The following is a 25,829-nucleotide window of genomic DNA, read 5'->3' as shown; positions in this document are numbered from 1 at the left end:
TATTTATTAAACCATGATTTCCACCATCAAACTAGTAATTACCCTTATACTCGTTACGTTTTTAACCTTACCCGCTGCCGCCAAGCCTACCGATTTTCAGCTTATAAAAGGAAGAGTAGTTTCGGAATTAATGGAAACCAAAATAGAAGCCAGCAGGGTAGCCGCTATCCTGGACCGCATGAATCCGGATGGTAGTTTTAAGAATATTAATTATGCCGACCTGAGCCGGACGGCCGGTTTTCCGCATCGATTTCACACATCTGATCTGCTCTATCTGGCAAAAGCCTATAAAAACAAAAAATCGAAATATTATAAAAATAGCAAATTAAAAGAACGCATTATTGCCTCCTTAAAATATTGGGTAGACCACGATTTTGTGGGCGATAACTGGCACGATAGCCAAATAACGACGCCTACCAATCTGGGCGATTTTATGCTGGTAATCGGAGATGAATTACCGAAAGATTTAGTAGCGAAAGCCCAACCCATTATTCGCCGGGCCAACATGAATGCCTCGGGAGCCCGGCCTAGCGGCGACCGGATTGTAATTGCCGGCATCTTGGCCAAAAACATGCTTTTTGTGAGCGATAAAGCCGGGTTCGACGAAGTAATTAAAATAATTGCGGGCGAAATAAAATTTAATACCGGTAAGCGCGGCATGCAAAGCGACTACAGTTTTCACCACCGCGAAGACCGGGTAAATAATACCACTTCGTACGGCTATAGCAAATACGCGAATGAATTTGGCAGTTGGTCTTATTACGTGGCGAATACCCAATACGCTTTCGCTAAAGAAAAAATTAACCAACTAGTAGATTATTACCTGGAGGGTATTTACAAGCAAATGGTATATGGCATTTACACCGATGTAAGTGTAAAAAACCGGAGTATTACGCAGGAAGAAGGCCCTTTTAAGCCGCATAGCGTAACCGAAATCGAAAGGTTATTAATCAGCACCGACTACCGTAAAAAGGAACTCGAAGAAATTATGAAACTCCGGAAAGGTGAAGCCCAGCCGGCGCAGTCTTTCAGTAAATTCTTTTGGCAAACCGAGCATTTCGTGTTTCAGCGGCCTACTTTTTATACCACGGTGCGCATGTTTTCTACGCGCAACCGCAACATGGAAGAGCCTTACAACGGGCCCGGTAAAACCACCCACCACCGCGCCGATGGCACCAATTATTTAATGCTGAAAGGCGACGAGTACCATAACATCTGGCCCGTTTACGACTGGCAAAAAATATCCGGTACCACCATTATGCAAAAACCCAAGCTGCACGGCCCCGAAAATATTCAACTAGATGGCCTCACCGATTTTGTAGGAGCCGTAACCGATGGCTTATACGGTGCCGTAGCCTTTGATTTTATTAGCCCGCACGACCAGGTAAAAGCTAAAAAAACCTGGTTCTTTTTTGATGAAGAATACGTTTGTTTGGGCACCGATATTAAATCGCAACCCAACCTGCCGATAGCCACCACCATTAATCAAGCCCTCATGCGCAGCGACGTAACCATTATGCAAAATAACCAGGTTAAAAAGCTGCCGCCGGGCAACCACGAACTAAAAGATTTAAAGCTCGTGTACCACGATAAAGTTGGCTATATTTTACCCGCTCCCACCACGGTACATCTCTCTAACCAGGCGGAGCAAGGCCGCTGGTCTGATATTACCGACCAGAAGAATATTTCGCAGGCAGTAGTTAGTAAAGAGGTATTTAAACTCTGGTTCGACCACGGTAAAAGCCCCCGCAATGCCTCTTACGAATACATTGTGGTGCCGGCCGTAAGCGAACAAGCCTTTATAGCATCCAGCCAAAATAACCGCCAAATCGAAGTTATCGCCAACACGGCTGCGTTACAGGCCGTCAAAAATAATAAATCAGGTATTACGCAAATGGCCTTTTATCAGGCCGGCGAAGCTAAAGTTTCCAGTAATTTAAAAGTAAGCCTGGAAAGCCAAGGGATGGCCATGCTTAAAGTGCAAAATGGCAAAGTACAGGAACTAACCCTCTCCGACCCTTCCCGAAAACTCAAAAGCGTTTTGGTAACTTTGTCCGGTACGCACAAAGCTAAAGGCGATTCATTTACCATCCTTCCCGATGCGGAACAAGGCAGCACCTCTATTTTAGTAGACTTGCCGGATGGTGATTTTGCGGGTAAGAGCGTAACAGTTAAATTTGATTAGAAGCCTAGCTTTCGAGAAAGGCACGGAAGTAACTTTCGCACCATAGTGGGGATTAGAAGCAGAAGCAATTTTTTGGAGATTATGCTAAGATTTATTTCTCGTAGAAACTTTTGCTGGTATTTACCGGAACCGCGTTCCTCTAGTTTCCCGCTGTTTGCAGTCTCCTGCGGGAGACTGCAAACAGCGGGGACTTGCTAATTACAAAAGACGAATACCTTAAGGAAAACCAGCCAAATTCGGCATCTATTTTACTACTCGTAAAAACAGTTTTTCCTTTCTTTTTAATTTACTTTGGTAAGCATCAGTAGCCTAAAATCAATCGCCTGTGAGCCTGGTATATGCAGGGCCCGGAGGGACAATTTACCAAGGCCTTTCTCCAAATGAATAATACCCGCTTTTAATGGTTTGAAATCTTTTTCGTACGATTCTGTTCGTTCAACCCGGTCATATTCACGGCCTTTAAGGGGCGGATCATGGGCTTGATTAATTTTAAATTTCAATTGATTTGAGCCCAAGGACAACCGTAGGGTAGCGCCCACATCTTTTACCGGACAGGTATAATAAACTTCAACCTGGTAATTGCCAGTAGTTAGCACATCCACATTCCAGGTAATGCTATCATTCGGGCTTTTCCAACCAGTAAAAAAGGAACTGTTGGGGTGTATGCTAGACCTTACAATGGCACCATGGGGTTCGCCATCGCGGGCCGGTAATTGGGTGTATAAGAAATTTGCATGCCCTACCGGAAACGGCCGGTTATCCGCTGCTATACCTTTCAACACTTCAGATTTCCAATCTTCCACGGCTTTAATTAACCGATGAGTTATTTCTGGTTCCTGGGCCGAAACATCACTTAGTTGCTGGGGGTCGTTATTTATATCAAACAATTTACCTTCGTGGTCTAAACGGAATCGCTGGTTCCTAACACTTACCCGGCCAGCCCAGTGAGCGAAAAGCAGGCGGTCTGGCCACGCCTGGGAAGGTTTCAGCAAAAGCGGTTTCAGGCTGCGGCCATCTATGGGTTTTGGAAGCTGGTATTTTAATTCGGCCAGGTCGGCCAGGGTCGGCAATAAATCAATAGCGCCGGCAATCTGGTTTATTTGGGAACCCGGAGCAATTTTACCTGACCACTGAATCAGGAGGGGTGATTTTATACCGCCTTCATCGGTGGAGCCTTTACGTCCTTTCATGCCACCGTTCCAGCGGAAACTGTTAGGGCCATTGTCGTGTAGATAAACAACGATGGTTTCTTTATCTAAATTTAGTTTCTGAAGTTTATCCTGGATACGACCCACATTCAAGTCGATATTTTCGCACAACGCCAGTGCTGCCCGGGTAAAATTATCATCTTCTTCACCCGCCCGCTTATCGGCCCGCATGGTAAGTTCTTTATTTTTGAATTTTTCCCACCACTTAGTTGGTACCTGCATTGGAGAATGCGGCGTATTGTAAGGCACATACAGGAAGAAAGGTTTAGCCTGGTTCGTCTGGATAAAGGCCAGTGCTTTATCTGTTAAATCATCGATGATAAAGCCCTTACCCTGCACAATTTTGCCGTTGTGTTCTAACATCGGGCTGAAATAATCACCCCAATGGCCGGAGCAAAACCCATAAAACTCTTCAAATCCGCGGGCGTTAGGATGATACGGATATTGCATGCCATTATGCCATTTACCAAAAGCAGCCGTGGCATAACCTGCTTTTTTGAAAACCTCGGCTATGGTAACTTCGCCCAAGTTCATTCGTTCGCCACCCTCCGAGGTACTATAAACGCCAGCACGGGGATGATAGCGCCCAGTAAGTAACTCCGCCCGGGTAGGAGAGCAAACCGGACTTACATAAAAAGAATTAAATCGGGCTCCCCGCTTTGCTAACAAATCAATATTAGGCGTTTGTAGATTTTTGTTGCCGTTAATACTTAAATCACCCCACCCCTGGTCATCGGTTAAAATAACAATAACATTTGGGCTCTTTTTGTTTGCTGCTGCGCGGGTTAAAAGAGGAGTCAGAAAAAGTAGTAGCAGGCTTATTAGTTTTACCATTGCGTAAAAATATAACGTTTTTCATGACATTATTTCCCTTAAAAAGGTACTTTTTTCCGGCCCCGCCCATAATAAATTACTTTAAAATCTAATCAAGTGCTTTGCCCCAATAATTCTTAATTCTTAAAGATAACATATAGCCTGTAATTTCAAATGGAGGAGGCGATATGGGCAATAAACTTAATGAAACTGGCTTCTGCTCCTGTAAGGATTCGTTTGGGCAAAAGCGGAAGACCCCTCTGTTTGTAGTATTCCGCAGACTAAAGGCAAACTTTTTAGGAACCGGTAAATCTTCGGTTTCCTGTTAATTAACAGGAAAGCTATCGAAATTAATCCTTTACCGCCATTTTAATCTATGGCACTTAAATAAATATAATCGGGAGGTTTTGCTACGAATCACGTTGCTATTTGGGTCCCGGATTTGATAACCTGCTGGCATATAATGAGCTTTACTGTCATTTACCGGAACAGAGTTCCTTCGGTTTCATTTATAGTTTGCAGTCTTCTGCAGGAGACTGCAAAGAGCTGGGCGTTCATAAATTTATCCAAATAAATTTGCATACGGTTGTATAAAACTTAACTTTAAGGGCAATTATTAGGATTTATCCAGATAGACATATTTCAGAGATAATTCTCCTGCTTATATAAAATCAACCAAACTGGTCTGGCTATAGACTTTTGTCGAGTACATTACTTTTTCAGGATTGTTTCTTCCGTTTAAAAATTTAATTGGGTTCCAGAACCTCCTGGCAAGCCTGCATTATTTAGTTTTCTTAAAATATTAAAGAAGTTTTAAGCCTTTGCTTTTTAAAGCAACAGGTGATTACTCATCAGTAATAGCTATTCTCATTTATTTCTGTTGCCTATGTGGTTGCGGCAACAGCTAATTTACTTGCAACCGCTTACCTTTTAAACTCCATTATTATGAATGAACAGGAAAATGTAAAAGTTGTGCAGGAAGGATACCGCCTTTTTTTAACCGGTGAAATTGAAAATTTAATGCCACATTATACAGAAGATGTCGAGTATATTGTGCCCGGGCCCACAGACTTAAGTCCGATTGCCGGGCGTTATATAGGAAAGGACGGGGTTAAACAGTTTTACAGCAAAGTAGGTGCAACCTTCGAATTCAGTGTATTTGAGCCCCTGGAGATGATTGCGCAAGGCGACAAAGTGGTTGTATTGGGACATTACCAGAGCAAAGCCAGAGCTACCGGGCAACCCTTAAATATTGAGTGGATACATGTGTTTCAACTGCGGGATGGGAAAGTAAGCCGGTTCCAGATTTACGAAGATACCGCTACCGTTGTAGCTGCTTTAAACAATGCGAATGTTGGTGCAGTCTAGTTAGAATCAACAAATTATAATTAAGACCTTCCCCGGCTGTTTGTAGTCTTCCGCAGTAATGCTACAAATTTTTAATAAAATTGGGAAATCTCCGACTTCCTGCTACTGTTCAGAAAAAATGAGGTAAAACAAAAAAGCCGCTTTTCAGCGGCTTTTTAAGTACCAGGGGCGGGACTACCATACTTATTAAACTTACTTAAATCCTTTTAAATTTCATGCATTTAAGCCATATTTGGGGGGTTCTTCAACTCCCTTAAGTGTACTTTAACCAATTTTAACAAAAAAAATGACACCAAATCTGCCACCATTTTTTAAACTACTGCAAAACCACATAACCGGAATTTCTTTTTTTTTAACCTTTAAAATTCTTCCAATCGCCTAAGCGCCCAATCTGCCGAGTAGATTTTTTTTTAACCTTTATTTATTTTCCTTCCAATCCTTCCCTAATTATGGCAACTATAAATTTTACCTTAAATCACCAGAAAAAAGATTCCAAGGGATTAATTCCTGTTTGGATGGTTTTAAACTTTAATGGCATAAGAATAAGGAAAGCAACTAAAGCCAAGCTTAAGGAAAAGTATTGGGTAGAAAAGACCCAAAGAATAAAAGCACCATTAAAGGGAGAGCCTAGCAATAACCACGCGGAGTTTAATACTATCCTAGATAACACCGAAAAGAAGGTGCAAGGTATTTTTAATCATGCTTTACTTAATGGCATCCCACTTACCAAAGAATATGTAGAAAGCCAACTAAGTAACAAGTTCAGCGCACAACCACAAGCCAAAGATTTTTTTACCTGTTTTGAAGAGTTTATAGAGGCAAATAAGCCTCTTAAAGCTAAAAGAACTATAATGGGCTACGTGACTACGGTAAACTTCCTAAAAGGCTTCCAGAATGATTTAAAACTACAAATCCGCTTCGATAATATTACCCTTGAGTGGTTCGATAAATTGCGAACTTATGCCTTTAAGGAGAAGGAAGTAAAAGATAACTACTTCTCAACCCTTATAAACAGGCTAAAGGCTTTTTTAGGTTGGGCCACAGATAGAGGGTACAACGAAAATCTAGCTTACAAGAAGTTCTCTACCATGGAACGCGAAGGAGATATTATTTGCCTTTACGAAAAAGAGCTATTCAGCCTATATGTTTTTAAATACGAAAGTAAACGACTTGAACAGGTAAGGGATGTTTATTGCTTCGGCTGCTTTACCGGTTTAAGATTCTCGGATTTATTCGATTTAAGAAGAGAACACATTAAGAATGGAGAAATTCAGAAAACCATAATAAAAACAAGGCAATTCCAGAGAATACCCCTGAATGATTACGCCTTAGCAATTTTGGACAAATACCAAGATTACCCTAATCCCCTTCCTGTTATCTCAGCCCAAAAGTTCAATACCTACATTAAAGAGGCTTGCCAACTTGCAGGCATAGACGAACTAATTACTATAACCTCCTACTCAGGAGGAAAAGTGATAGAAAAAACGGTTCCTAAATATGAGCTTATAACCTCCCATACTGCTAGAAAGACTTTTACCACAAACTCTTTGATATTTGGGCTGAATGAAACTTTAGTAAAAAAGATAACAGGCCACAAAAAAGACAAGAACTTTCAGCGGTATGTTAAATTTGCAGATGAATATTTAAAAGAGGAATCAAATAAAGCCTGGAATAAAAGGAAATAGAATTCCTAGTAATTAGAAATTTTATGCTCAGGTTCCTGGGATAAGAACTGGATTTCTTTAACTCCCTCCGCAGTACTCATATCATCCATTTTCTCAATTATTCCTTTTTTGACTAACCGATATTTCAATTGAGCTGCCATAATCTTTGCTGAATGCCCATTTGAAGATGCCTCATTAGCTTCCTTAAAGCTCATAAAACTTAGAAAACATGTGATTCCTAAAACAAATAAATTAGCAGCCAAAAGCCTAATAACTATTCTTTTAAAAGCTAATAGGTCTGAATATTCTGTATTCATATTTAAACTAAAATAATTAAGTATTAAGAGTTTATTTGAAATATAGGATAAATAGTAAATTAATTTAAAATTTTCAAGTACAATATTAAATATCTTGTTGATATATGATATTATAAAAATATATATTTTTACCTTATTATTTCAAATACATATATTATCCTTTTTTATTAAGAACTTTCTTAAATATATAAGTGACTTAAATCCTGTAGATTATATAAAATGCATTTAATAGAAATAAAAAGAAGAATTGAAAAATACGGTCCATCATTAGAGTTTATTTCAGAACAGCTTCCTAACAATACTGACTATAGGTTTAGAGCTTCAGAACTAAAAAAGCTTAAAAATGTACTTAGCAATTTAGAGTATATTCCCTTTATACAGGAAGAAGTAGAAAAATTAAAAGAAACATGGATTTATAGGAGTGATGATGATGTACAATTTCTATCAGCCAACCAAAACGGTCAAGTACAATCATTAGTTTATAAGATTAAGACGGGTTTAGATTATCTATATAGAGTAGCTGAAGCATCAACTTTTGATGGTTCGGATAATTTATTATATATAAAACTTCCTGAACTTAAATCATTTGAGGAATTATCGAAGGTAGCTAATGATTTCAAAAAAGGGATAGAAATTCCTATTAGAGATGAAAGCATTCAAGGCGATGTAAATATTCTTACTGCTGAACCTGGTTCTATTTGGTTAGTTGTTGGTTTAGGAAGTGTAATGGCAATTAAGCTTATAGCGGCAATCTGCTGGGCAGCAGCAGTTATAAAAAAGAAAAATGCGGAAGCTAAAATATTTGAAGCTCATGCAAAAACTTTAGATTTAAAAAACGAGGCTTTATCAACTATCATTTCTGCTCAGAAAAATCAATTAAATAATATACTTGCGAATGAAGCAGAAGCTATTGCCAATAAACATTATAATAATCAAGACCAGAGCACAATTGAGAGATTAAAATTATCAATTAATACAATTGCAGATTTAATTGAACGAGGAAGCAAGATTTTACCTAGTTCCTCTAACGAGGAAATACAAAAATCTTTTCCTGATTATAATGCTTTAAATCTAATTGAGTCTTCAATCAAAAATTTAATGGAAAAAAATTAAAAGATTTTAGTAATGTATAGTCGTGCAAATATAGCCGAAGATATACTTCACAATTCTAGATTAGTATTCAATTTAAAAGTGCTTAAAGGAAAATCGAATAATGTACATGAAGAGATAATTGATAATTGGATAAAATTTATTGAATATACTTTCTTTCAGGTTTTTACGTCTCATTTCCAAAGTTTTCTTCCTGACCCGTTTGAAAAAACGCAAAGAACTGTAGATGATGTTATTCAAGGTGAAATAGAGCATCTTAAATCTGCTAATGAATTTATTAGAAAACTAGTACTCTATACTGCTTATGGCAGGGAAGAAAACAAAAACCAGGAAAGGTTTAATCATTTAATGATTAAATTCTTAGAAAAAATCCTAAATAGAACCCATCCTTATTTCCTGGATAATTTCTATTTAAAAAAGAAACCAGGCTTTAATGAAAGTTTAATATTTATCGATTTATTAACAGGTTTAAAACCTAGAAAAAGGTTGTTATATTCAGCTTCTCCCGAATATTTAATTCAAGGATTTAATTACTTAAAGGCCAGAGGAAAAATTGAAGTAGAAAACGTTGAAGATTTTGTATACTCTAATTTTGACTTCTATACAAATAAAGGATATTCTATTCCATTATATAAAGAAGATTTCAGTTTAAAATGGCTGGGCGCAAAAGGAAGCTTTCCCCAACTATTAGGTCAGTTAAAAGAAACAAAAAATATCATAGCTACGCATGAGCAAATAGTTGACTTTGTACTTCAATATGTTCAAATGCAAAGAAGTAGCGCTTTACAATATGCTTCCCTTAAAGAAAAACTTAGCAAAAATAATATAATTGACCATCAGCACTTTAAACGCAAATAACACTTACCAAATCTCTTACCCTTCTACTAAATCGCTTTAACTCACATCACCTTTGACTAAAATTTAAACAATTAGTCAATGGAACAAATGATTCTAATCCCTTTAAGGCTAAAGGACTTTAAGCAAATAATCAAGGATTGTATAGCTGAAACTAGCCTATCTTTAACACAACCAGAGAAAGAAATCTCTAATGACAAGATTACCCAAAAAGAAGCTGCTTCCCGGCTTGGTATAAGCGAAGCAACTCTAATTGATTGGAAGAAAAAGGGCTTAATCCCTTATCACCAATTGCCCAACACCAGAAGAGTTTATTTTCTTAAATCAGAACTTAAACTGGTTACCTCCCAAAATCCACAACTTTTAAAAGCGGCAAGGAGGTAACAAAATGAAAAACGATAAAAAAACACCTAAAGAGTTCTGTTCTCCTAACCAGAATATCAACCCGGTTAAGGTTGAAGGCTCAACCCCTAAAACTTCTTTTGGTTCTAAGAATCAGGAAAAATGTAAACAGGTAGCTACTCCTAACCCATACCCTAAAAAGCCTTCCCTTGATAAATTAGAAATAACTTCGGAATTAAGTTTAGATTCTTTAGAGTTTGACAGGAGCTGCGAATATGACCGAGAGAAATTAACCAAGCGTGCAAGAGCCAAATTCTTTAACAACAATATTGCTATTTCTCTTGCTAACCTAAAATCTTCTTTAAAAGAAAAGTACTGGGATACCTATCATTGTTCTCATAGGGTTGTTGTAAGGGGCCCCGAAGCTAAATCTAAGTTCTGTAAAAATAGGTGGTGCTTAATCTGCAACCGTATCCGGACGGCCCAACTTATACAAAAGTATAACTTAACCTTAGAATCTTGGGAGGAAAAAGTATTTCTCACCCTTACGGTTAAAAACTGTACAGCCGGAAATTTAAGGGACACCTTAGATAAGATGCATACTTACTTTACCGAAATAAAAGATTCAGAAAGGAAAGCAGACCGAAATCTGGTAGGTATCCGAAAACTTGAAATTACCTACAACAGAACAGAAGACACCTATCACCCGCATTTCCATTTTATTCTAGAAAGTGCCTTATCAGCCGAAAAAGTTATAGAAAAATGGATTTATAAATTTAATGAAGGGGTTTGTAAGAAGACTTTAGCTAGGCTTATTTTCTCCCTGCAAGAGAAATTGAAAGGTGGTAGCTCTAAAAGTAACTTTATACAGTTACCAGAATTTAAAGAGTTCAGGAAAGGCTTAACCGCTGACCCACAATTTCAAGACTTTAAGCCTGCTGACGAAAAATCGGTTAAGGAGCTTTTTAAATACTTTACTAAGCTTACTTCCAATTCTTCGAAAGATAAATTTATATCTCCGGCAGCATTGGATATAATTTTTCAGAATCTTACTAACCGTAGAGCGTTTCAGCCTTTTGGGTTTATTGCTCACCAAGAAGTTGCAGCTCCTGAAAATAAAGGAGATGATAAAACAGAGGCTTGGATAGATGAAATGGAATACGAATGGATAAAAGAATACTCTAACTGGGTAAATATTTCTACGGGAGATACCCTTTCGGACTATCAACCAAGCGAAGAAGATTTAAGGAAACAAGGAGCTTTAAAATAATGGATTCGATATTTGTCTATAAAAATAACCTTGTTTATAACCCTTCCAACCTTCTTTTTACCATTGTTCAAGATTCTATCAGGTTTACAGTATTAAAATCTTTAGCGGTCTACAGGGAAGAGAACTATATAGGTATTTACAGAATAGTTGAAAAAAATGTATTTGCAGCAGGTAAACTTACTGAAATGCTCTCACTTTTGGTTTTTGGCTCTAAACTTGAAGAAGGACTTAAAGAGTTAAAAACAATAAAGGTAAAAGGGAGAATGTCCGATAAGACCAAAATGGCTTTTATCTGCCTTGAACATATTAAGTATGAGAAAAAGTATTCCCTTCAAGAAGAAGCATAAAATTTATTATTAAAACTATTAAAGTTATGATAATTAGACACTTAAGTAGCGATATTAGTACAACACCTCTTTATTATTATTTAAAAATGTGGAATTGTTCTAAATATACATATATTGTGTAAGTAGAATTTTAAGCAGCGCAAAATAACCCATAAGTGATTTGGAGCACTTCTAATATGGTGCAGGTGACCAGAACATGTTCCGTTTACCTGCTAATTAGCTGATATCCTAAGAACGATTATTATAAAAACGAAAAAAGGTAAATAACGTAAATTACCTAAAATCTCTTACTCGGAGGTAATATTTTAAAAACTATATTAATAATATATAACTTTAAAAAATTTAAATAATTAAAAATACTTTTATCTTTGCACTTTAAAGCACCTAAAAATGAGCAATTTTTTTGAAGAATTAAAGAAATATTTTGAGGCAACGCCTGAAGAAAAAATATTAGAAGATTGGTCAAAAAGCGCTGATTTTGATAATGTTGGACCAACTGTTGAAGAATTCTTGCAACATTCGCAACAGTATTATGTCTTTTCTGAAGACCCAGTCATTGAGGAAATGACCAATATCACAGACTATAGCCCGAAGTTTTCTTCGGGTTTTTTTTTAACATTAAATTCTAATTTATATGCTTAAAGCAGCCTTTTCAATTATAAACTATCAATTTGATAAAGTTAAGATTGACTTATCAAACCATAAGAACAAAGAATTGTCTTTATCATTTGATACAAGCGGTCTTTTTTATAAATCTGATGCAGCTTTTGAATTAACATTTCTTGTTAAGGTGTCGGATAAGGAAAGTGATAATCCATTCGTAGAGGTACAATGTAAAGGCATTTTTAAATTTGAAAATGTTTCCACTTTGGATGAAATTCCAGACTTTTTCTATCGTAACTGTATAGCAATTTTATTTCCTTATGTCCGTGCTTATATTAGTTTAGTAACTACACAGGCAAACGTACCAGGGATTATTTTACCTACTCTTAATTTGACCAATTTAGAAGAAGGTTTAAGAAGGAATACAATTCAAAAATAGATTGGTTTTGAGAAGAGTAATTGTATATCAAACTTTAGAAGACAGAGATACTGATTTAGGCAAGTTAGAGTTAAATGGTCCATATCCTTGTAAATGGCCAAATACATGGTTAGGTCATGGGTACTACTTCTGGGATTCTTTTATTGAGAATGCCCATTGGTGGGGCCAAGAAATCAGGAATTATTCTAACGGTTATATTATTTGTGAAGCTATTTGTGATTTTAATGACTCTGACTGTTGTGATTTAGTTGGTAATACAGAACATTTGAAATTATTTCATGATACATATGAATTCTTAAAACAAAAAGGATTAGCTAATAGCAAAACAACTGTAGGACGAATTATTCAATATTTAAAAGAAGATGTAAAAACATTTAAGTATTCAGCTACAAGAGCTTTGGGCTTTAGAAGTAAAAATTTCCATTCCAAATTTTCATTTACATTACCTTTTGAAAATGGTAAACCTGCTTACTTAGATTTTACACCTGCTATTCAAATTTGTTTTTACTCCAAAACAAGTTTGAATCTAAGAGGTTATAAAATTAAATATCCCCCAAAATATTCAGACGATTATTTAGTTTGAAATTTTTCTGACTTCTATCAGGAAAAAAACATCATAAAGCTACAGCAGAAATAAAAGAGCAAATAATAGCTAAAAAAATGAACGTTAGGGCATTGTACAGCTAGTCATTCTAATAATCCTTTTAATTGTAACTTAGAACCACTTATAAAGCCATAATGAATTTCAAACCTTCGGCCATATAAGTCTATTATCATCCATCAATACAAAATAATTAAAATGCATCAATAATTTTGACACCAAATCTGACACCTAAAAAAGCAAAAACCCTTGCAAATCAGCGACTTACAAGGGCTTTAAGTACCAGGGGCGGGACTTGAACCCGCACTTCCTAATGGAAACAAGATTTTAAGTCTTGCGTGTCTACCAGTTTCACCACCCCGGCATGAAGGCTGGCGCCTTCAGTATTTTAGATAAAGAAAAGACGTTGCGGGTGCAACGTCTTTTCTCTTTAGTGGAGCGAAAGACGGGGTTCGAACCCGCGACCTCGACCTTGGCAAGGTCGCGCTCTACCAACTGAGCTACTTTCGCGTTTTGTTATCTCCACACATGTTGATGTGTTTTGATGATGCAAATGTACGCAACTTCTGTTTATTGTCAAGTACTAGCAGCAAAAATTTTTTATCTTTTTCCTTTCTTCCTGAGTTTCAAGGAAATATTTTTTATCCTTCTCTCCTAGCTTACCAAGTTCTCCCCCCAAGCTTTTGTATAAACTATCGTTACGTAATATCTCCTTAGAACCAGATAAATTATACGTCTAAGGAGTTCACACTTGTCATTCAGGAGGAACCTATTTGGCTGCCTACTAAATAGGTTCCTCCTGAATGACAGTAGTGGGTTACTTTAACCTCTGCTTTTAAATATTTACGTAACCTCAATCCTGCCACCAAAATACCCCTATTTCTTAGCCTCGTTTGCCAGCATTTTCAACTCATTTAGCTTCAGCAGGGCTTCTACGGGCGTAATGGTGTTAATATCCAGCTTATCGAACAAGTCCCGTATTTTAATCATCAGCGGATCGTTCAGCTCGAACATGTTTAGTTGAAACTTTTGTTTGGGCACCTGCTGCAACGATTTTTTATCGCCTTCGCGGATTTTATCCTGCTCCAAGTGGTGCATAATTTCGTTCGCCCGGATTACCACGTTGTTGGGCATACCCGCCAATTGCGCCACGTGTATCCCGAAGCTGTGTTCGCTGCCGCCGGGTACCAATTTACGCATAAACAATATTTTGTCCCCGGCTTCTTTTACTGATACATTAAAGTTACGCACCCGCGGCAAATCGTCGGCCAGTTGGTTTAGCTCGTGGTAGTGGGTGGCGAATAAGGTTTTGGCCCGCGCTTTCGGGTGGTTGTGCAGGTGCTCCACAATGGCCCAGGCAATGGAAATACCATCGTAAGTACTCGTGCCCCGGCCAATCTCGTCCATCAGCACCAAACTTCTATCGGATAAATTATTCAGGATGCTGGCCGTTTCGGTCATTTCCACCATAAACGTACTTTCGCCCCGCGCTAAATTATCCGAAGCGCCTACCCGGGTGAATATTTTATCGATAATGCCAATTTCGGCAGCTTCGGCGGGCACAAACGAACCAATCTGGGCCATGAGCACAATTAAGGCCGTCTGGCGCAGCAAGGCACTTTTACCGGCCATATTCGGACCCGTTATCACCATCAGTTGCTGCTCGTCGGTATCCAAGAAAATATCGTTCGGAATGTAGCTTTCGCCTAAGGGCAGTTGGCGCTCGATAACCGGGTGCCGGCCTTTTTTGATATTCAGCGCCTTACTGTCGTTTACCGCCGGTTTAACGTAATTAAACTGGGTAGCCGTAGTAGCAAAAGAGGCTAAACAGTCAATCATGCCCAACACCTTGGCGTTCTGCTGAATCTGCACCACGTAATCGCCCACCGACAGCACCAACTCATTAAATAATTGCTGCTCGATGGTGTAGATGCGGTCTTCGGCGTTTAATATTTTTTCCTCGTAGGTTTTAAGTTCTTCGGTAATGTAGCGCTCAGCGTTTACGAGGGTTTGCTTCCGAATCCAGGTGGTGGGTACTTTATCTTTGTGGGCGTGGGTAACCTCCAGGTAATAACCAAACACCTTGTTATAAGCAATTTTCAGCGACGATATACCCGTGTTTTTAGCTTCGCGCTGCTGTAGTTGCAACAAATAATCTTTACCTGAAAAAGCAATTTTCCGCAGCTCGTCCAGTTCCGCGTGAATACCCGGATTAATAATATTGCCCAGGTTGGTAAGCATGGGCGCATCGGGCTTTACCTTGGTTTTTATTTCTTCCCGGATGCTTTCGCAGGAGGTTAGCTGGTCGGCTAATTTTTGAAGCGCCGGAATATTGCTGTAGGCCATTAGCTCTTTAATGGGCAGCATGGCTTCCAGGGCCCGGCTGAGTTGCAGCAGTTCGCGGGGATTAATCCGTTTTACCGCTACTTTGGATATCAATCGTTCCAGGTCGTTTATCTGCTTCAGGTAGTGCACAATGTCGTGCAGCAGTTCGGCGTTTTGGATTAAAGCTTCTACGGTGTTCAGGCGGCGCTGAATCTGGCTAACTTCTTTTAGGGGCAGCAGCACCCATTTTTTGAGCAAGCGGGCGCCCATTGGGGTTACCGTCTGGTCCAGAATATTAATGAGCGGTACGCCTTCGGCGTGCTGCGGAAATACCAGTTCCAGGTTGCGCACCGTAAATTTATCGAGCCACACGTAGCGGTCTTCTTCCAGGCGCGAAATGGTTTTAATATGACTTATCTCGTGGTGCTGGGTTTCGGCGAGGTAGTGCAAAATGCAGCCGGCGGCAATAATGGCCTCTTGCATGCCCTCAATACCAAAACCTTTGAGCGAGGTAGTACCAAACTGCCGGGTTAGCGATTCGTAGGCAAAGTCGTAGCCAAATACCCATTCATCTAAGGCATAATGGCAGTAATCCTGGCCAAACGAAAGCTGAAATTCTTCCTTTTTGCGCTTGCAAAAAAGCACCTCAGCTGGGTTAAAATTCTGGAGTAGTTTCCGGATATATTCCTGGTCGCCCTGGGCCGTAATAAACTCGCCGGTCGAAATATCCAGGAAAGAAATACCGGTCTGTTCTTTGCCCAGGTGCAGGGCCGCCAGGTAATTATTGCTTTTCTTTTCGAGTACCTGGTCGTTAAAAGACACACCCGGCGTTACCAGTTCGGTTACGCCCCGCTTCACAATGCCCTTTACCATTTTGGGGTCTTCGAGCTGATCGCAGATAGCTACGCGCAGTCCGGCCCGGACGAGTTTGGGCAAATACGTATCGAGGGAATGGTGCGGAAAACCCGCCAAAGCTACTTCGGAGGCCGTGCCGTTGCCCCGTTTGGTTAAAACAATATCTAATATTTTGGCCGCTTTCACCGCGTCTTCGCCAAAAGTTTCGTAAAAATCGCCGACCCGAAAAAGGAGCAACGCACCCGGATGTTTGGCCTTAATGGCGTTGTACTGCTTCATCAGCGGCGTTACACTAACTTCGGTGTCGTTGCCGGTTTTAACCGCTTTGCCTTTCTTGCTGGTAGGCAAATCCAGTATATCCTGTTCTTCTCTGGTTATTTCCACTAATCGTCCCTTTTCCAAAATAATACAGGCAAGATACAGCCAATCTGTATAATTTTGCAGCCCCTTACCGTATTTTTTAGAGAACACGCTTAAACACCAGAACCATGCGCAAGCTTAAAATGGAAGAACTGAACCGGGTATCGGTGGAAGAATTTAAAGAATTACCCAAGCTGCCGGTGGTGCTGGTGCTGGATAATGTGCGCAGCCTGCACAACGTAGGTTCGGCCTTCCGGACCGGCGATGCCTTTCGGGTTGAGAAAATATATCTCTGCGGCATTACCGGCACACCGCCCAACAAAGAAATTAATAAAACCGCTCTAGGCGCGACCGAATCGGTGAACTGGGAACATGTAACCGATACCGCCGAATTGGCGAAAAAACTAAAAGCCGACGGTTATACCTTAATTGCGCTGGAACAAGCCGAAAACACTACCCTTTTGCAGGACTTTATACCGGACCCGGAGGCCAAATACGCTTTTATTTTCGGGAATGAAGTATTTGGCGTGGGTGATGAAGTAATGCCCTTGGTAGACACCGTGGTGGAGATTCCGCAATTTGGGACGAAGCACTCGCTGAATATTTCGGTAACGGTTGGGGTAGTGGTTTGGGATTATTTGTATAAAACAGAGTTGAAGTAGCTTTTGCAGCTTCCTGAATCGATTAAGAAGGCAATTTCCCTAAATCTTTCAATTAAATAGCTTTATCTTTTGAAAGATTCCATCTTTCAATGCTGGGTTGCTAACTGTAGTTAGAAGTCTAAGTAGCCTCCCGGCCGGCCGGCCCCGTTTGGCCACTCGGGCTGTCTAAGCTTGTTTTCCTCCTTCGTCGGAATGCTAAAGCACCACAACCTTAGAAGGCCCTCGCTGTCCAAACTGCTGTAGTTTGCTGCGTAGCTACTGCCGTTTTGAATTACCAATTTTCACCTTGTTATGCGTAGAGTTGGCGCAGCGCTCTACGCATCTTACGGACAGCCAATCTCTGATTGGCGTATTCAGCTTCAGCTACTACTAAATAGATACTAAGCCAATAATGCCGCTTCTAAATAAGGCAAAATAACAAACCTTTTAATTGGAAGAACTTTTGCATCTGCTGCAAAGACTTGGTTAACTTCAGTAGCAGTTTATAGTAATAAGTTGGTTTTATTCAATACGCCAATCAGAGATTGGCTTTCCGTAAAATGCGTAGAGCGCTGCGCTAACTCTACGCATAGCAACATAGAAAGGCAGTAGCTACTGGCAACTAACAGCAGTTTGGGTAGCGAGGGCCTTTTGGAAGATGCTCTTCTGGGATTCCGGTGCGCAGCATTCCGACGCAGGAGGAAAGGAAGACATAACAGCCCGAGTGCCCAAACGGGGCCCGCGGCCGGGAGCGAACTTAGGAAGATGCTGCCAGTTAGCACCAGACCATTGTAAGATGGAATCTTTCAAAAGATAAGCAAATGCATATTATTCCAAAACAAAAACGCCGGCTTAAATTAAGCCGGCGTTTTCCTTATCATCATTTACTTCTTTTCTAGCCAACCGAATATTAATCCAAAGTTGAATCGCGCAACTTTACAGGCTCGCTTTTCTTACGCAAACGCATATTCAGCATTTCTACCAGCAACGAGAAGAACATCGCGAAATAAATATAACCTTTTGGTACGTGCGTATGCAACGATTCCAGCACCAGCATAAAGCCAATCATAATCAGGAACGATAGCGCCAGCATTTTAATAGTCGGGTGCTTGTTCACGAAATCGGCAATGTATTTGGCAAAGGCCAGCATAATACCCATCGAGATAATAACCGCGATAATCATAATAATTACATTATCTACTAAGCCTACTGCTGTTAAAATGGAGTCGAAGGAAAATACAATATCAACGAGTATGATTTGAATAATAACCTTTACCAAGCTTTGTGGAGCCTTTATAGCGCCTGCCTGCTCTTCTTCGCCTTCCAGTTTATGGTGAATCTCGGTAGTACTTTTGGCAATTAAAAACAAACCACCAGCTAGTAAAATCAAATCGCGGCCGGTTACGCCAAAATCTTCGCCGTTCCAGGGCAGCACCACCGAAAACAAAGGATCTTTCAGGCTTACAATCCAGGAAATAGAAAGGAGCAGCAAAATGCGGAAAACCAGCGCCAGCATTAACCCGATGGTACGAGCCCGTCCTTGTTCCGAAGCCGGCAATTTACCCGCTACAATGGAAATAAATATTATGTTATCAATGCCCAGCACTATTTCCATGAAGGTCAGGGTTAGTAAACTAATCCAAAGATCCAGGCTGGTCCAGTCTATGCTATTAAAAGCTTCTATCATTGTTTGGGGTTACAGAAAAATTATATAAATAAAATTTATTAATGGGAACGCTACTATTTTAAACTTTCAATATAAAAACAAATCAATCTGCAGCCTTCATGCTAGGATTTCATGTTTACGTATTGCAGCGGCAGCCCCAAATCGGACCGCCGGAGCAGCGCGATTACATCCTGCAGGTCATCTATTTTTTTGCCGGTAACCCGCACCTGGTCGTCCATGATGGCGGCCTGCACTTTTAGTTTGCTGTCTTTAATCAGCTTTACTATTTTCTTAGAGCTTTCTTTATCAATGCCGGCCTTTACTTTAATATCTTTTTTAATCATAGGACCTGACGGATATTCGGCTTCCGAAAAATCCAGAGCCGTGGCATCGAGCCCCTGTTTTACCATTTTGCTTAAGATAATATCTTCTATTTGCCCCACCCGCATGGAGTTTTCGGAAGAAACATGAATAATATTGGTTTTCTTATCCAGTTCCACACCGCCTTTGGTATCCTTAAAATCGTAACGGTTCTGAATTTCTTTCTTTACCGTATTAATGGCATTTTCCAGCGTTTGCGGGTCTACTTTACTTATAATATCAAAAGAGGCCATATAACTTAATTTAATAATTTAGTTTATTAGAAATGTATACACGTGCAATGCGGTATAAAGTTAATATTTTAGAGATACAAAATTTCGGCGGGTTGGTGGGCAAACAAAAATATACGGGTTTTAAGATAAAGACTCCCGGAAGGATAAGGTGTGGATTGAAAGGACTTGGCCAGAATTAGAAACAATTTTTTGTTAGTCTTTTACCCGGCACAGAAGCAGGCAAATTGTTTAGCCAACGTATATTTATATGCAGCTATGAAAATAATTGCCCCTGCTACTGAAAGCGACTTTAGGAAATATTAGCATATTACGGGCACTCTGGCCGCGAAACAGCCCCAGACGATAATACTTTTACCAAAGTGTGGCTACACAATATTGGCTGAAACCTACTAATTGTTCGGCAAAATTCAGCATTACCAAATGCGGGAAAATTTAGGATAGTTAAATATTTTTAAGGCCCTTGCCGACGCATTTCCTGTTGCCGCATAGGCATGGCATCTATAATGTGGAAAATAGTGCCGGGTTTAATTACTTCCGGAGCGCGGTATTTTTCGGTGCCGTCTTTGCCTACCAACACTACCGTAAATTCATCGGGTTTAATTTTGTATTGCTCACGTAAAGATTCGGGGGGCGGCAGTTTGCCCATTCTGCCCTGGCCGGCATTTACCTGGTTGCCCAGTACGCCCACCACCACTAAATCGCGTTCTTGTAATTCCTGATGCGCTTGTTGCAACAGTACCTGTTGCCGTTGCCAGCGGGCATCGGCCGCAGTGGCCGCAAAAACCAGTACTATCCGCTTCTGCGCTTTAGCGGGTGCCGCAAACGATTGCATCAGCGGGTTGGTTTGTGCTTGCACTTTTGCCGTTGGTAACCCTAAAAAAAATATTAAAACAGCCCCAACAATAAACCTTAGTTTTTTCACAGTTACAAATTAAAATAACGGGTAAGTTTTTCCGGGTAACCAAAAATTCTTGCTGAGAAATTCCAGACAACCCGCCTATCTCTGTTCTCGCGAACTTCGTGCCGAATTATAAAAGCCAGCCACAAAAGAAAAATAAACAGGTAAGGCAACAAAATATTAATATACAAAAACTTGCGGTGCGTGGTGTGCCGGTGTTCGCCCGATAAAAAATAAGCAATTAAAATAAGAAAAGAAATAAACAGCAACGGCCCCGTTAGTAACACCATTAAATAGGTACCCCACCAGTTTTCGTAAACAAATACTAAAGTTATGCACGAGAGTGCATAACTTAAACTGCTAAACGCCCCCAAAAAGGCCAGCTTGGCGTGCGCAAACACAAATACAAAAGATATTCCGGTTTGCAGCAAAAACAAAAAAGTTAAAAAACTCATGGCTACTACAAACACTACTTGTTCGCCGGGCAGGTGCGTAAATTTTAACAGCAAGCCTACCAAAACCAGCATTCCGGTCAGGAAAAGAGCCGACGTAAAAGCCTTCAGGAACAAAGCAAGCTTCAGGTTAATAGCAGATTTAAGACTTTGCTTATCCGCCGATAGCACTAATTGTTTCATCGGGTTGGGGCTGCCCCAGTTAGTAAAAGTTTTTACATAAATTAATTTAAAGAATATACCGCTCTTTAGTACGTAATATACCCGATAATGATTTTACCCCATAACCCTTTGGTAAAGTAACTAGTAAAGCACAAAAAGCTTTATCTTTGCATTTTATTTAGCGAATCCCAATACCCTTGAAAATTAAAGATTTCCTGGAGCTTTACCACCGCGATGCCCTGGTAAATACGGTGGCCGAACGGTTAAAATCTGCTCCTCCTTTTCATATCCAACTAAAAGGTTTAGTGGGCAGCCTCGATGCCGTTTTAACGGCGGCCACCGCCGGCCTGCTCGACGAAGCCCACCACCTGATTATTCTCCACGACAAAGAAGAAGCCGCCTATTTCCACTCGGATTTACAAAATTTATTCGACGGCGAAAAAGATACGCTTTTGTTTCCGTCGTCGTACAAGCGGCCTTATTCTTTCGACGAAACTGAGAACGCCAATATTTTGATGCGGGCCGAAGTGCTGAATTTGCTGAACAATAAAACCGGCAAAGGCATGGTGATTGTAACCTATCCGGAAGCGCTCACCGAGAAAGTTATCAATAAAAAATCGCTCGTTGCCAATACTTTTGGGGCTAAAGTAGGCGAAAAACTCGACACCAATTTTCTGAACGAAGTGCTAACAGAGTACGACTTTGAACGCACCGATTTTGTGTACGAGCCCGGTCAGTTTGCTATTCGGGGCGGTATTGTCGATATTTTTTCTTATGCCAACGATCTCCCCTACCGCATCGAATTATTCGGCGACGAAATAGAAAGTATCCGGTCGTTTAACCCGCACACGCAGCTTTCCGTGGAAACCAAAACGCAGGTTTCGATTGTGCCCAACGTACAAACCAAACTGCTGCAGGAAACCCGCGAACCGTTTTTGGAATTTATTCCGGCCAATACTAAAATCTGGTTTAAAGATGCGCGGCAAGCTTTTGATGTAATTGACGAATCTTTTGATAAAGCGGTGCAGGCTTTCGAATATTTAATGCTCACCAACGGCGGCACCCAAGTAGTTTCTAAACCCGAAGATTTATTCGATAGCTCGAAAACCTTTAAAAAACAACTTGATAATTTTGTAACGGTTGAGTTTGGCAAGCGCTTTCACTTTAAAAGCAGCGAACATATTCAGTTTGAAGTAAAGCCGCAGCCTTCTTTCAACAAAGATTTTGGGCTGCTGGTGAGCAACCTGCACGAAAATCAATCGCACAACTTAGTAAATATTATTGCCGCCGATTCGCCGCGCCAGATCGATCGCCTTACCACTATTTTCGATGAGCTGGACCACGATGTTAAATTCCAGCATTTGGGTATTTCGTTGCGCGAAGGATTTATTGACGAAAACGCCAAAATTGCGCTTTACACCGACCACCAGTTATTTGAGCGTTATTATAAATACAAAACCAAAGAAAAGTTCTCGAAGAGTAAGGCCTTAACTTTAAAAGAACTGCGGGCGCTGCACCCCGGCGATTACGTAACCCACGTTGATTACGGCATTGGCCGCTTTGCCGGCCTCGAAAAAGTAGATGTGGGCGGTCGCATGCAGGAAGCCATCCGGCTAGTGTACCGCGACGATGATTTGCTGTACGTGAGTATACATGCCCTGCACAAAATAAGTAAATATACCGGCAAAGAAGGTACCCCGCCCACTATGAGCAAACTGGGTTCGCCGGAGTGGGAGAACAAGAAATCGCGGGTTAAGAAAAAGGTTAAAGATATTGCCGAAGAGCTGATTAAACTCTACGCCAAACGCAAGAGTGCCCCCGGCTACGCTTACACCCGCGACGGTTTTTTACAGGCCGAACTGGAATCGTCGTTTATTTACGAAGATACCCCCGACCAGGGCAAAGCCACCGAAGACGTAAAAGCCGATATGGAGCAACCGCACCCCATGGACCGTTTGGTGTGCGGCGATGTGGGCTTTGGCAAAACCGAAGTAGCCATTCGGGCCGCCTTTAAAGCTGCCTGCGACGGCAAACAGGTAGCTGTGCTGGTACCTACTACCATTCTGGCCATGCAGCACTACAAAACCTTCCGCGACCGCCTCGAAAAATTCCCGGTAAACGTGGAGTTTATCAATCGCTTTAAAACGGCCAAGGATATTAAAGAAACCCTGAAGCGCGTAGCCGAAGGTAAAACCGATATTTTAATTGGCACGCACCGCATCGTAAGCAAAGACGTGAAGTTTAAAGACTTGGGCCTGATGATAATTGATGAGGAGCAGAAATTTGGCGTAAAAACCAAAGAGCGCCTGAAAGAAATGCGCGTCAACGTCGATTCGCTGACGCTTACCGCCACGCCCATACCACGTACGCTGCACTTCTCCATGATGGGCGCCCGCGATTTATCGGTGATTGCCACGCCGCCACCTAACCGCCAGCCGGTACAAACCGAACTGCACGTTTTCGACCAGAGTATTATCCGGGATGCCCTGATGCAGGAACTGAAACGCGGCGGCCAGGTATTTTTTGTGCACAACCGGGTAAGCGACATTGAGGAAATGGCTAACCTGATTTTGAAGTTGGTACCGGATGCCCGCGTTACTTACGCCCACGGCCAAATGGACGGCGAAAAGCTGGAAAAGCGCATGATGAAATTTGTGGAAGGCGAGTTTGATGTGCTGGTATCTACCAATATTATTGAATCGGGTTTGGATATTCCGAATGCCAATACCATTATTATTAACCGGGCACACATGTTTGGCCTGAGCGATTTGCACCAGATGCGCGGACGCGTGGGCCGCTCGAATAAAAAAGCTTATTGTATTTTGCTGACGCCGCCGGTATCGGGTTTGCCTTCGGATGCCCGCAAGCGCCTGAGTACTTTAGAAGAATTTTCTGATTTGGGCGATGGTTTTAAAGTAGCGATGCGGGATTTGGATATACGGGGAGCCGGTAATTTATTAGGTGGCGAGCAAAGCGGTTTTATTAACGACCTCGGTTTTGAAATGTACCACCAAATATTAGACGATGCCGTGAAAGAGCTGAAGGAAACTGAATTTAGAAATTTATTCCTGAAAGGACCGGACCTGAAATATTTGGTAGACCAGGTACGCGAGTGCAGCATCGAAACCGATATGGAAATATTAATTCCGGACAATTACGTGAGCAATATTTCGGAACGTTTAAACCTCTACAGCAAACTCGACAGCGTAAAAGACAAAGAAAGTTTAGATAAAATTCAGAACAGCATTACCGACCGGTTTGGTCCTTTGCCACCGGAAGTGGTGCAATTGATTGATATTGTAAAACTCCGCTGGGAAGCCCAGAAGTTAGGTTTCGAGAAACTTTCGATTAAAAAAGAAATTATGCGGGGCTATTTGCCGGCAGAAAACAACGACCGGTATTTTCAGGGCGAAACCTTTGGTAAAATATTAAAATACGTGCAGCAGCATTCGCGCACCTCGCGCCTGAAAGAATCTAAAGACAAGCTGCAGGTAATATTCGAAAATGTAGACTCAGTAGATAAAGCCAAAGCTATTTTTGAGGCTATTCTGCATTAATTTTTTCTAGTAGCTGCTCGTGGCAGTTACCAGAATTTACTTTGCTTAAATATTATTGCTACAAACCAATACGAATATTTATTGGTTAATGCGCTTACATTATTATAGTTATGTTACGCTTGCTGAAATAGCTGATTTAGATAATGCTGTTATAGATCCTTCGACAGGCTCAGGATGACCAATAATGTACACTTAAATGCAGTTCTTATTTGATAGGGGTACAACTAGCTGGAACGTAGCCAGTTTTTGGCATCTTCGATGGTATAGAAAACCCGCACAAAGCTTTCTTTGGTATGATTCAGGGCTTTATCGGTTGATAATTGGCTGAAAACACTGGGCGAGTACACCCAGGCAAAGCATTTAAGACCGGCTTCGCTCAGGCGCGGAAACCACTCGGCGCCCACCCAGGTAGCAGCTCCCGACCAAATGCCTTCGACTTGCGTGTTATCGTTCAGAACTTTTGTGCAGGATTCATCCAGGAGGGCCTGCAATATTTTTTCGCAGCCTTCTTTTACAGATTTTACCGTCTGGAAACCTATCCAATTAGCGTAAATCCAATCTCCCTCCGCGTCGTAACTAATTTGTATATAAGAGTCACTAAATAAAACTACTGGCATGCTAAATAGGTTTGTTCAGCATACGTAAATAACGCAAGCACGTTACGTACTTTTCGCAAATATTGGGTATATCACCACCAACCGTTGCCGAACCCAGCAACGGTTAAATATTTAAATCGTCCGGAGCCATTGTTGAGCACTTGGCAGCTCGTGAAAAATTTTAATAAATTTAATATTTTCGGGTGCCATTAAACTTAAGGTTTTAGTTATGGATAATTGGCTTAGCCCATCCGGTGCGTAAATCCAGACAAACCAGATTGGGCCAGCTGCGTGCAGCCGCGGAAACCAGTTATTTGCCACCCAACGAGCCGCCGCCGACCAGATGCCGTCCATCAGCAAGCTATTATTCAGCACTTTTGTGCACTGGTGTGCCTTTAAATATTCCAGTACTTTTTCAAAACCGGCCATTACCGAGGTATTGGTTTGTAAACCCAACCACTTTACATAAAGCCATTCTTCCTGCGGGTTATAATATACCTGAATATGATTTTCTGCGAAAATAAGCTGTTCCATTGTTTTAATGCTTGCTTCAAAAGTGCTTGCCTGAAAAGAAAAATTAT

22 protein-coding genes and 2 tRNA genes are annotated in these 25,829 nt (G+C 40.8%); 13 read left to right on the top strand and 11 right to left on the bottom strand.

Going from position 1 to position 25,829, the window contains the following annotated elements:
• The first annotated feature begins 13 nt into the window (after positions 1-13).
• Positions 14-2,185: a polysaccharide lyase family 8 super-sandwich domain-containing protein gene (locus F0145_RS01075; protein WP_150086211.1), complete on the top strand. Its 2,172-nt coding sequence runs from the start codon at positions 14-16 to the stop codon at positions 2,183-2,185.
• 281 nt (positions 2,186-2,466) lie between these two features.
• On the opposite strand, the gene F0145_RS01070 is transcribed toward F0145_RS01075, so the two are convergent.
• Positions 2,467-4,227 carry an arylsulfatase gene (locus F0145_RS01070; RefSeq protein WP_150086210.1) on the bottom strand — a complete coding sequence of 587 codons (1,761 nt, stop codon included), beginning with the start codon at positions 4,225-4,227 and terminating at the stop codon, positions 2,467-2,469.
• A gap of 924 nt (positions 4,228-5,151) precedes the next feature.
• Between F0145_RS01070 and F0145_RS01065 the strand changes: the two genes are divergently transcribed.
• Together F0145_RS01065 and F0145_RS01060 are read left to right on the top strand one after the other, a co-directional pair.
• Complete coding sequence (locus F0145_RS01065) at positions 5,152-5,574, top strand: nuclear transport factor 2 family protein (protein ID WP_150086209.1); 423 nt, start codon at positions 5,152-5,154, stop codon at positions 5,572-5,574.
• Between the two features lie 449 nt (positions 5,575-6,023).
• A complete protein-coding gene (locus tag F0145_RS01060) occupies positions 6,024-7,259 on the top strand; it encodes a site-specific integrase (RefSeq protein ID WP_150086208.1) in 1,236 nt (411 codons plus the stop codon).
• A 5-nt stretch (positions 7,260-7,264) separates the two neighbouring features.
• Here F0145_RS01060 and F0145_RS01055 read toward each other — a convergent pair whose 3' ends face one another.
• Positions 7,265-7,555 carry a hypothetical protein gene (locus F0145_RS01055; protein ID WP_150086207.1) on the bottom strand — a complete coding sequence of 97 codons (291 nt, stop codon included), beginning with the start codon at positions 7,553-7,555 and terminating at the stop codon, positions 7,265-7,267.
• 219 nt (positions 7,556-7,774) lie between these two features.
• Between F0145_RS01055 and F0145_RS01050 the strand changes: the two genes are divergently transcribed.
• The 8 genes from F0145_RS01050 (at position 7,775) to F0145_RS01015 (ending at position 13,104) form a co-directional block, all read left to right on the top strand.
• Positions 7,775-8,668, top strand: a complete 894-nt coding sequence (locus F0145_RS01050) for a hypothetical protein (protein WP_150086206.1) — start codon at positions 7,775-7,777, stop codon at positions 8,666-8,668.
• Between the two features lie 12 nt (positions 8,669-8,680).
• On the top strand, positions 8,681-9,523 hold the full coding sequence (locus F0145_RS01045; RefSeq protein ID WP_150086205.1) for a hypothetical protein: 843 nt from the start codon (positions 8,681-8,683) through the stop codon (positions 9,521-9,523).
• A gap of 78 nt (positions 9,524-9,601) precedes the next feature.
• Entirely contained in the window at positions 9,602-9,904 is a 303-nt protein-coding gene (locus F0145_RS01040; protein WP_150086204.1) for a helix-turn-helix domain-containing protein, read from the top strand.
• 4 nt (positions 9,905-9,908) lie between these two features.
• Positions 9,909-11,132 (top strand): protein rep, encoded by a 1,224-nt coding sequence (locus F0145_RS01035; RefSeq protein WP_150086203.1) that lies wholly within the window; start codon positions 9,909-9,911, stop codon positions 11,130-11,132.
• Positions 11,132-11,479: a hypothetical protein gene (locus F0145_RS01030; protein WP_150086202.1), complete on the top strand. Its 348-nt coding sequence runs from the start codon at positions 11,132-11,134 to the stop codon at positions 11,477-11,479. The genes F0145_RS01035 and F0145_RS01030 overlap by 1 nt, the downstream gene beginning before the upstream one ends.
• 390 nt (positions 11,480-11,869) lie before the next feature.
• A complete protein-coding gene (locus tag F0145_RS01025) occupies positions 11,870-12,121 on the top strand; it encodes a hypothetical protein (protein WP_150086201.1) in 252 nt (83 codons plus the stop codon).
• Complete coding sequence (locus tag F0145_RS01020; RefSeq protein WP_150086200.1) at positions 12,114-12,521, top strand: protein-export chaperone SecB; 408 nt, start codon at positions 12,114-12,116, stop codon at positions 12,519-12,521. The genes F0145_RS01025 and F0145_RS01020 overlap by 8 nt, the downstream gene beginning before the upstream one ends.
• A 7-nt stretch (positions 12,522-12,528) precedes the next feature.
• On the top strand, positions 12,529-13,104 hold the full coding sequence (locus F0145_RS01015) for a hypothetical protein (RefSeq protein WP_150086199.1): 576 nt from the start codon (positions 12,529-12,531) through the stop codon (positions 13,102-13,104).
• Between the two features lie 298 nt (positions 13,105-13,402).
• Here F0145_RS01015 and F0145_RS01010 read toward each other — a convergent pair.
• From F0145_RS01010 to mutS, 3 genes are all read right to left on the bottom strand, one after another.
• Positions 13,403-13,486 (bottom strand) — tRNA-Leu (locus tag F0145_RS01010).
• A gap of 70 nt (positions 13,487-13,556) precedes the next feature.
• Positions 13,557-13,632: transfer RNA gene (locus tag F0145_RS01005), tRNA-Gly, on the bottom strand.
• A 366-nt stretch (positions 13,633-13,998) separates the two neighbouring features.
• Entirely contained in the window at positions 13,999-16,581 is a 2,583-nt protein-coding gene (gene mutS, locus F0145_RS01000) for a DNA mismatch repair protein MutS (RefSeq protein WP_150086812.1), read from the bottom strand.
• Positions 16,582-16,790: 209 nt separating this feature from the next.
• Here mutS and F0145_RS00995 point away from each other — a divergent pair, with 209 nt between their 5' ends.
• On the top strand, positions 16,791-17,324 hold the full coding sequence (locus F0145_RS00995; RefSeq protein WP_150086198.1) for an RNA methyltransferase: 534 nt from the start codon (positions 16,791-16,793) through the stop codon (positions 17,322-17,324).
• An 889-nt stretch (positions 17,325-18,213) separates the two neighbouring features.
• Here the strand turns inward: F0145_RS00995 and F0145_RS00990 are convergent.
• From F0145_RS00990 to F0145_RS00975, 4 genes are all read right to left on the bottom strand, one after another.
• Positions 18,214-18,990: a TerC family protein gene (locus F0145_RS00990; RefSeq protein WP_150086197.1), complete on the bottom strand. Its 777-nt coding sequence runs from the start codon at positions 18,988-18,990 to the stop codon at positions 18,214-18,216.
• Between the two features lie 101 nt (positions 18,991-19,091).
• Positions 19,092-19,583, bottom strand: coding sequence for a YajQ family cyclic di-GMP-binding protein (locus F0145_RS00985; RefSeq protein WP_150086196.1), 492 nt, complete (start codon positions 19,581-19,583; stop codon positions 19,092-19,094).
• A gap of 451 nt (positions 19,584-20,034) precedes the next feature.
• On the bottom strand, positions 20,035-20,505 hold the full coding sequence (locus tag F0145_RS00980) for a DUF4174 domain-containing protein (RefSeq protein WP_150086195.1): 471 nt from the start codon (positions 20,503-20,505) through the stop codon (positions 20,035-20,037).
• Positions 20,506-20,507: 2 nt separating this feature from the next.
• Entirely contained in the window at positions 20,508-21,116 is a 609-nt protein-coding gene (locus tag F0145_RS00975) for a hypothetical protein (protein ID WP_150086194.1), read from the bottom strand.
• A 176-nt stretch (positions 21,117-21,292) separates the two neighbouring features.
• On the opposite strand from F0145_RS00975, the gene mfd reads away from it, so the two are divergent.
• Positions 21,293-24,652, top strand: coding sequence for a transcription-repair coupling factor (mfd, locus tag F0145_RS00970; RefSeq protein WP_150086193.1), 3,360 nt, complete (start codon positions 21,293-21,295; stop codon positions 24,650-24,652).
• Positions 24,653-24,876: 224 nt separating this feature from the next.
• Here the strand turns inward: mfd and F0145_RS00965 are convergent, their stop codons facing one another.
• Together F0145_RS00965 and F0145_RS00960 are read right to left on the bottom strand one after the other, a co-directional pair.
• Positions 24,877-25,269 (bottom strand): hypothetical protein, encoded by a 393-nt coding sequence (locus F0145_RS00965; RefSeq protein ID WP_150086192.1) that lies wholly within the window; start codon positions 25,267-25,269, stop codon positions 24,877-24,879.
• A 111-nt stretch (positions 25,270-25,380) separates the two neighbouring features.
• Positions 25,381-25,782, bottom strand: coding sequence for a hypothetical protein (locus tag F0145_RS00960; RefSeq protein ID WP_150086191.1), 402 nt, complete (start codon positions 25,780-25,782; stop codon positions 25,381-25,383).
• Positions 25,783-25,829 lie beyond the last annotated feature (47 nt).

Origin of the sequence: Adhaeribacter rhizoryzae, assembly GCF_008629685.1 — a bacterium.
Lineage (GTDB): Bacteria > Bacteroidota > Bacteroidia > Cytophagales > Hymenobacteraceae > Adhaeribacter > Adhaeribacter rhizoryzae.
This window is presented reverse-complemented; position numbering and strand designations above follow the sequence as displayed.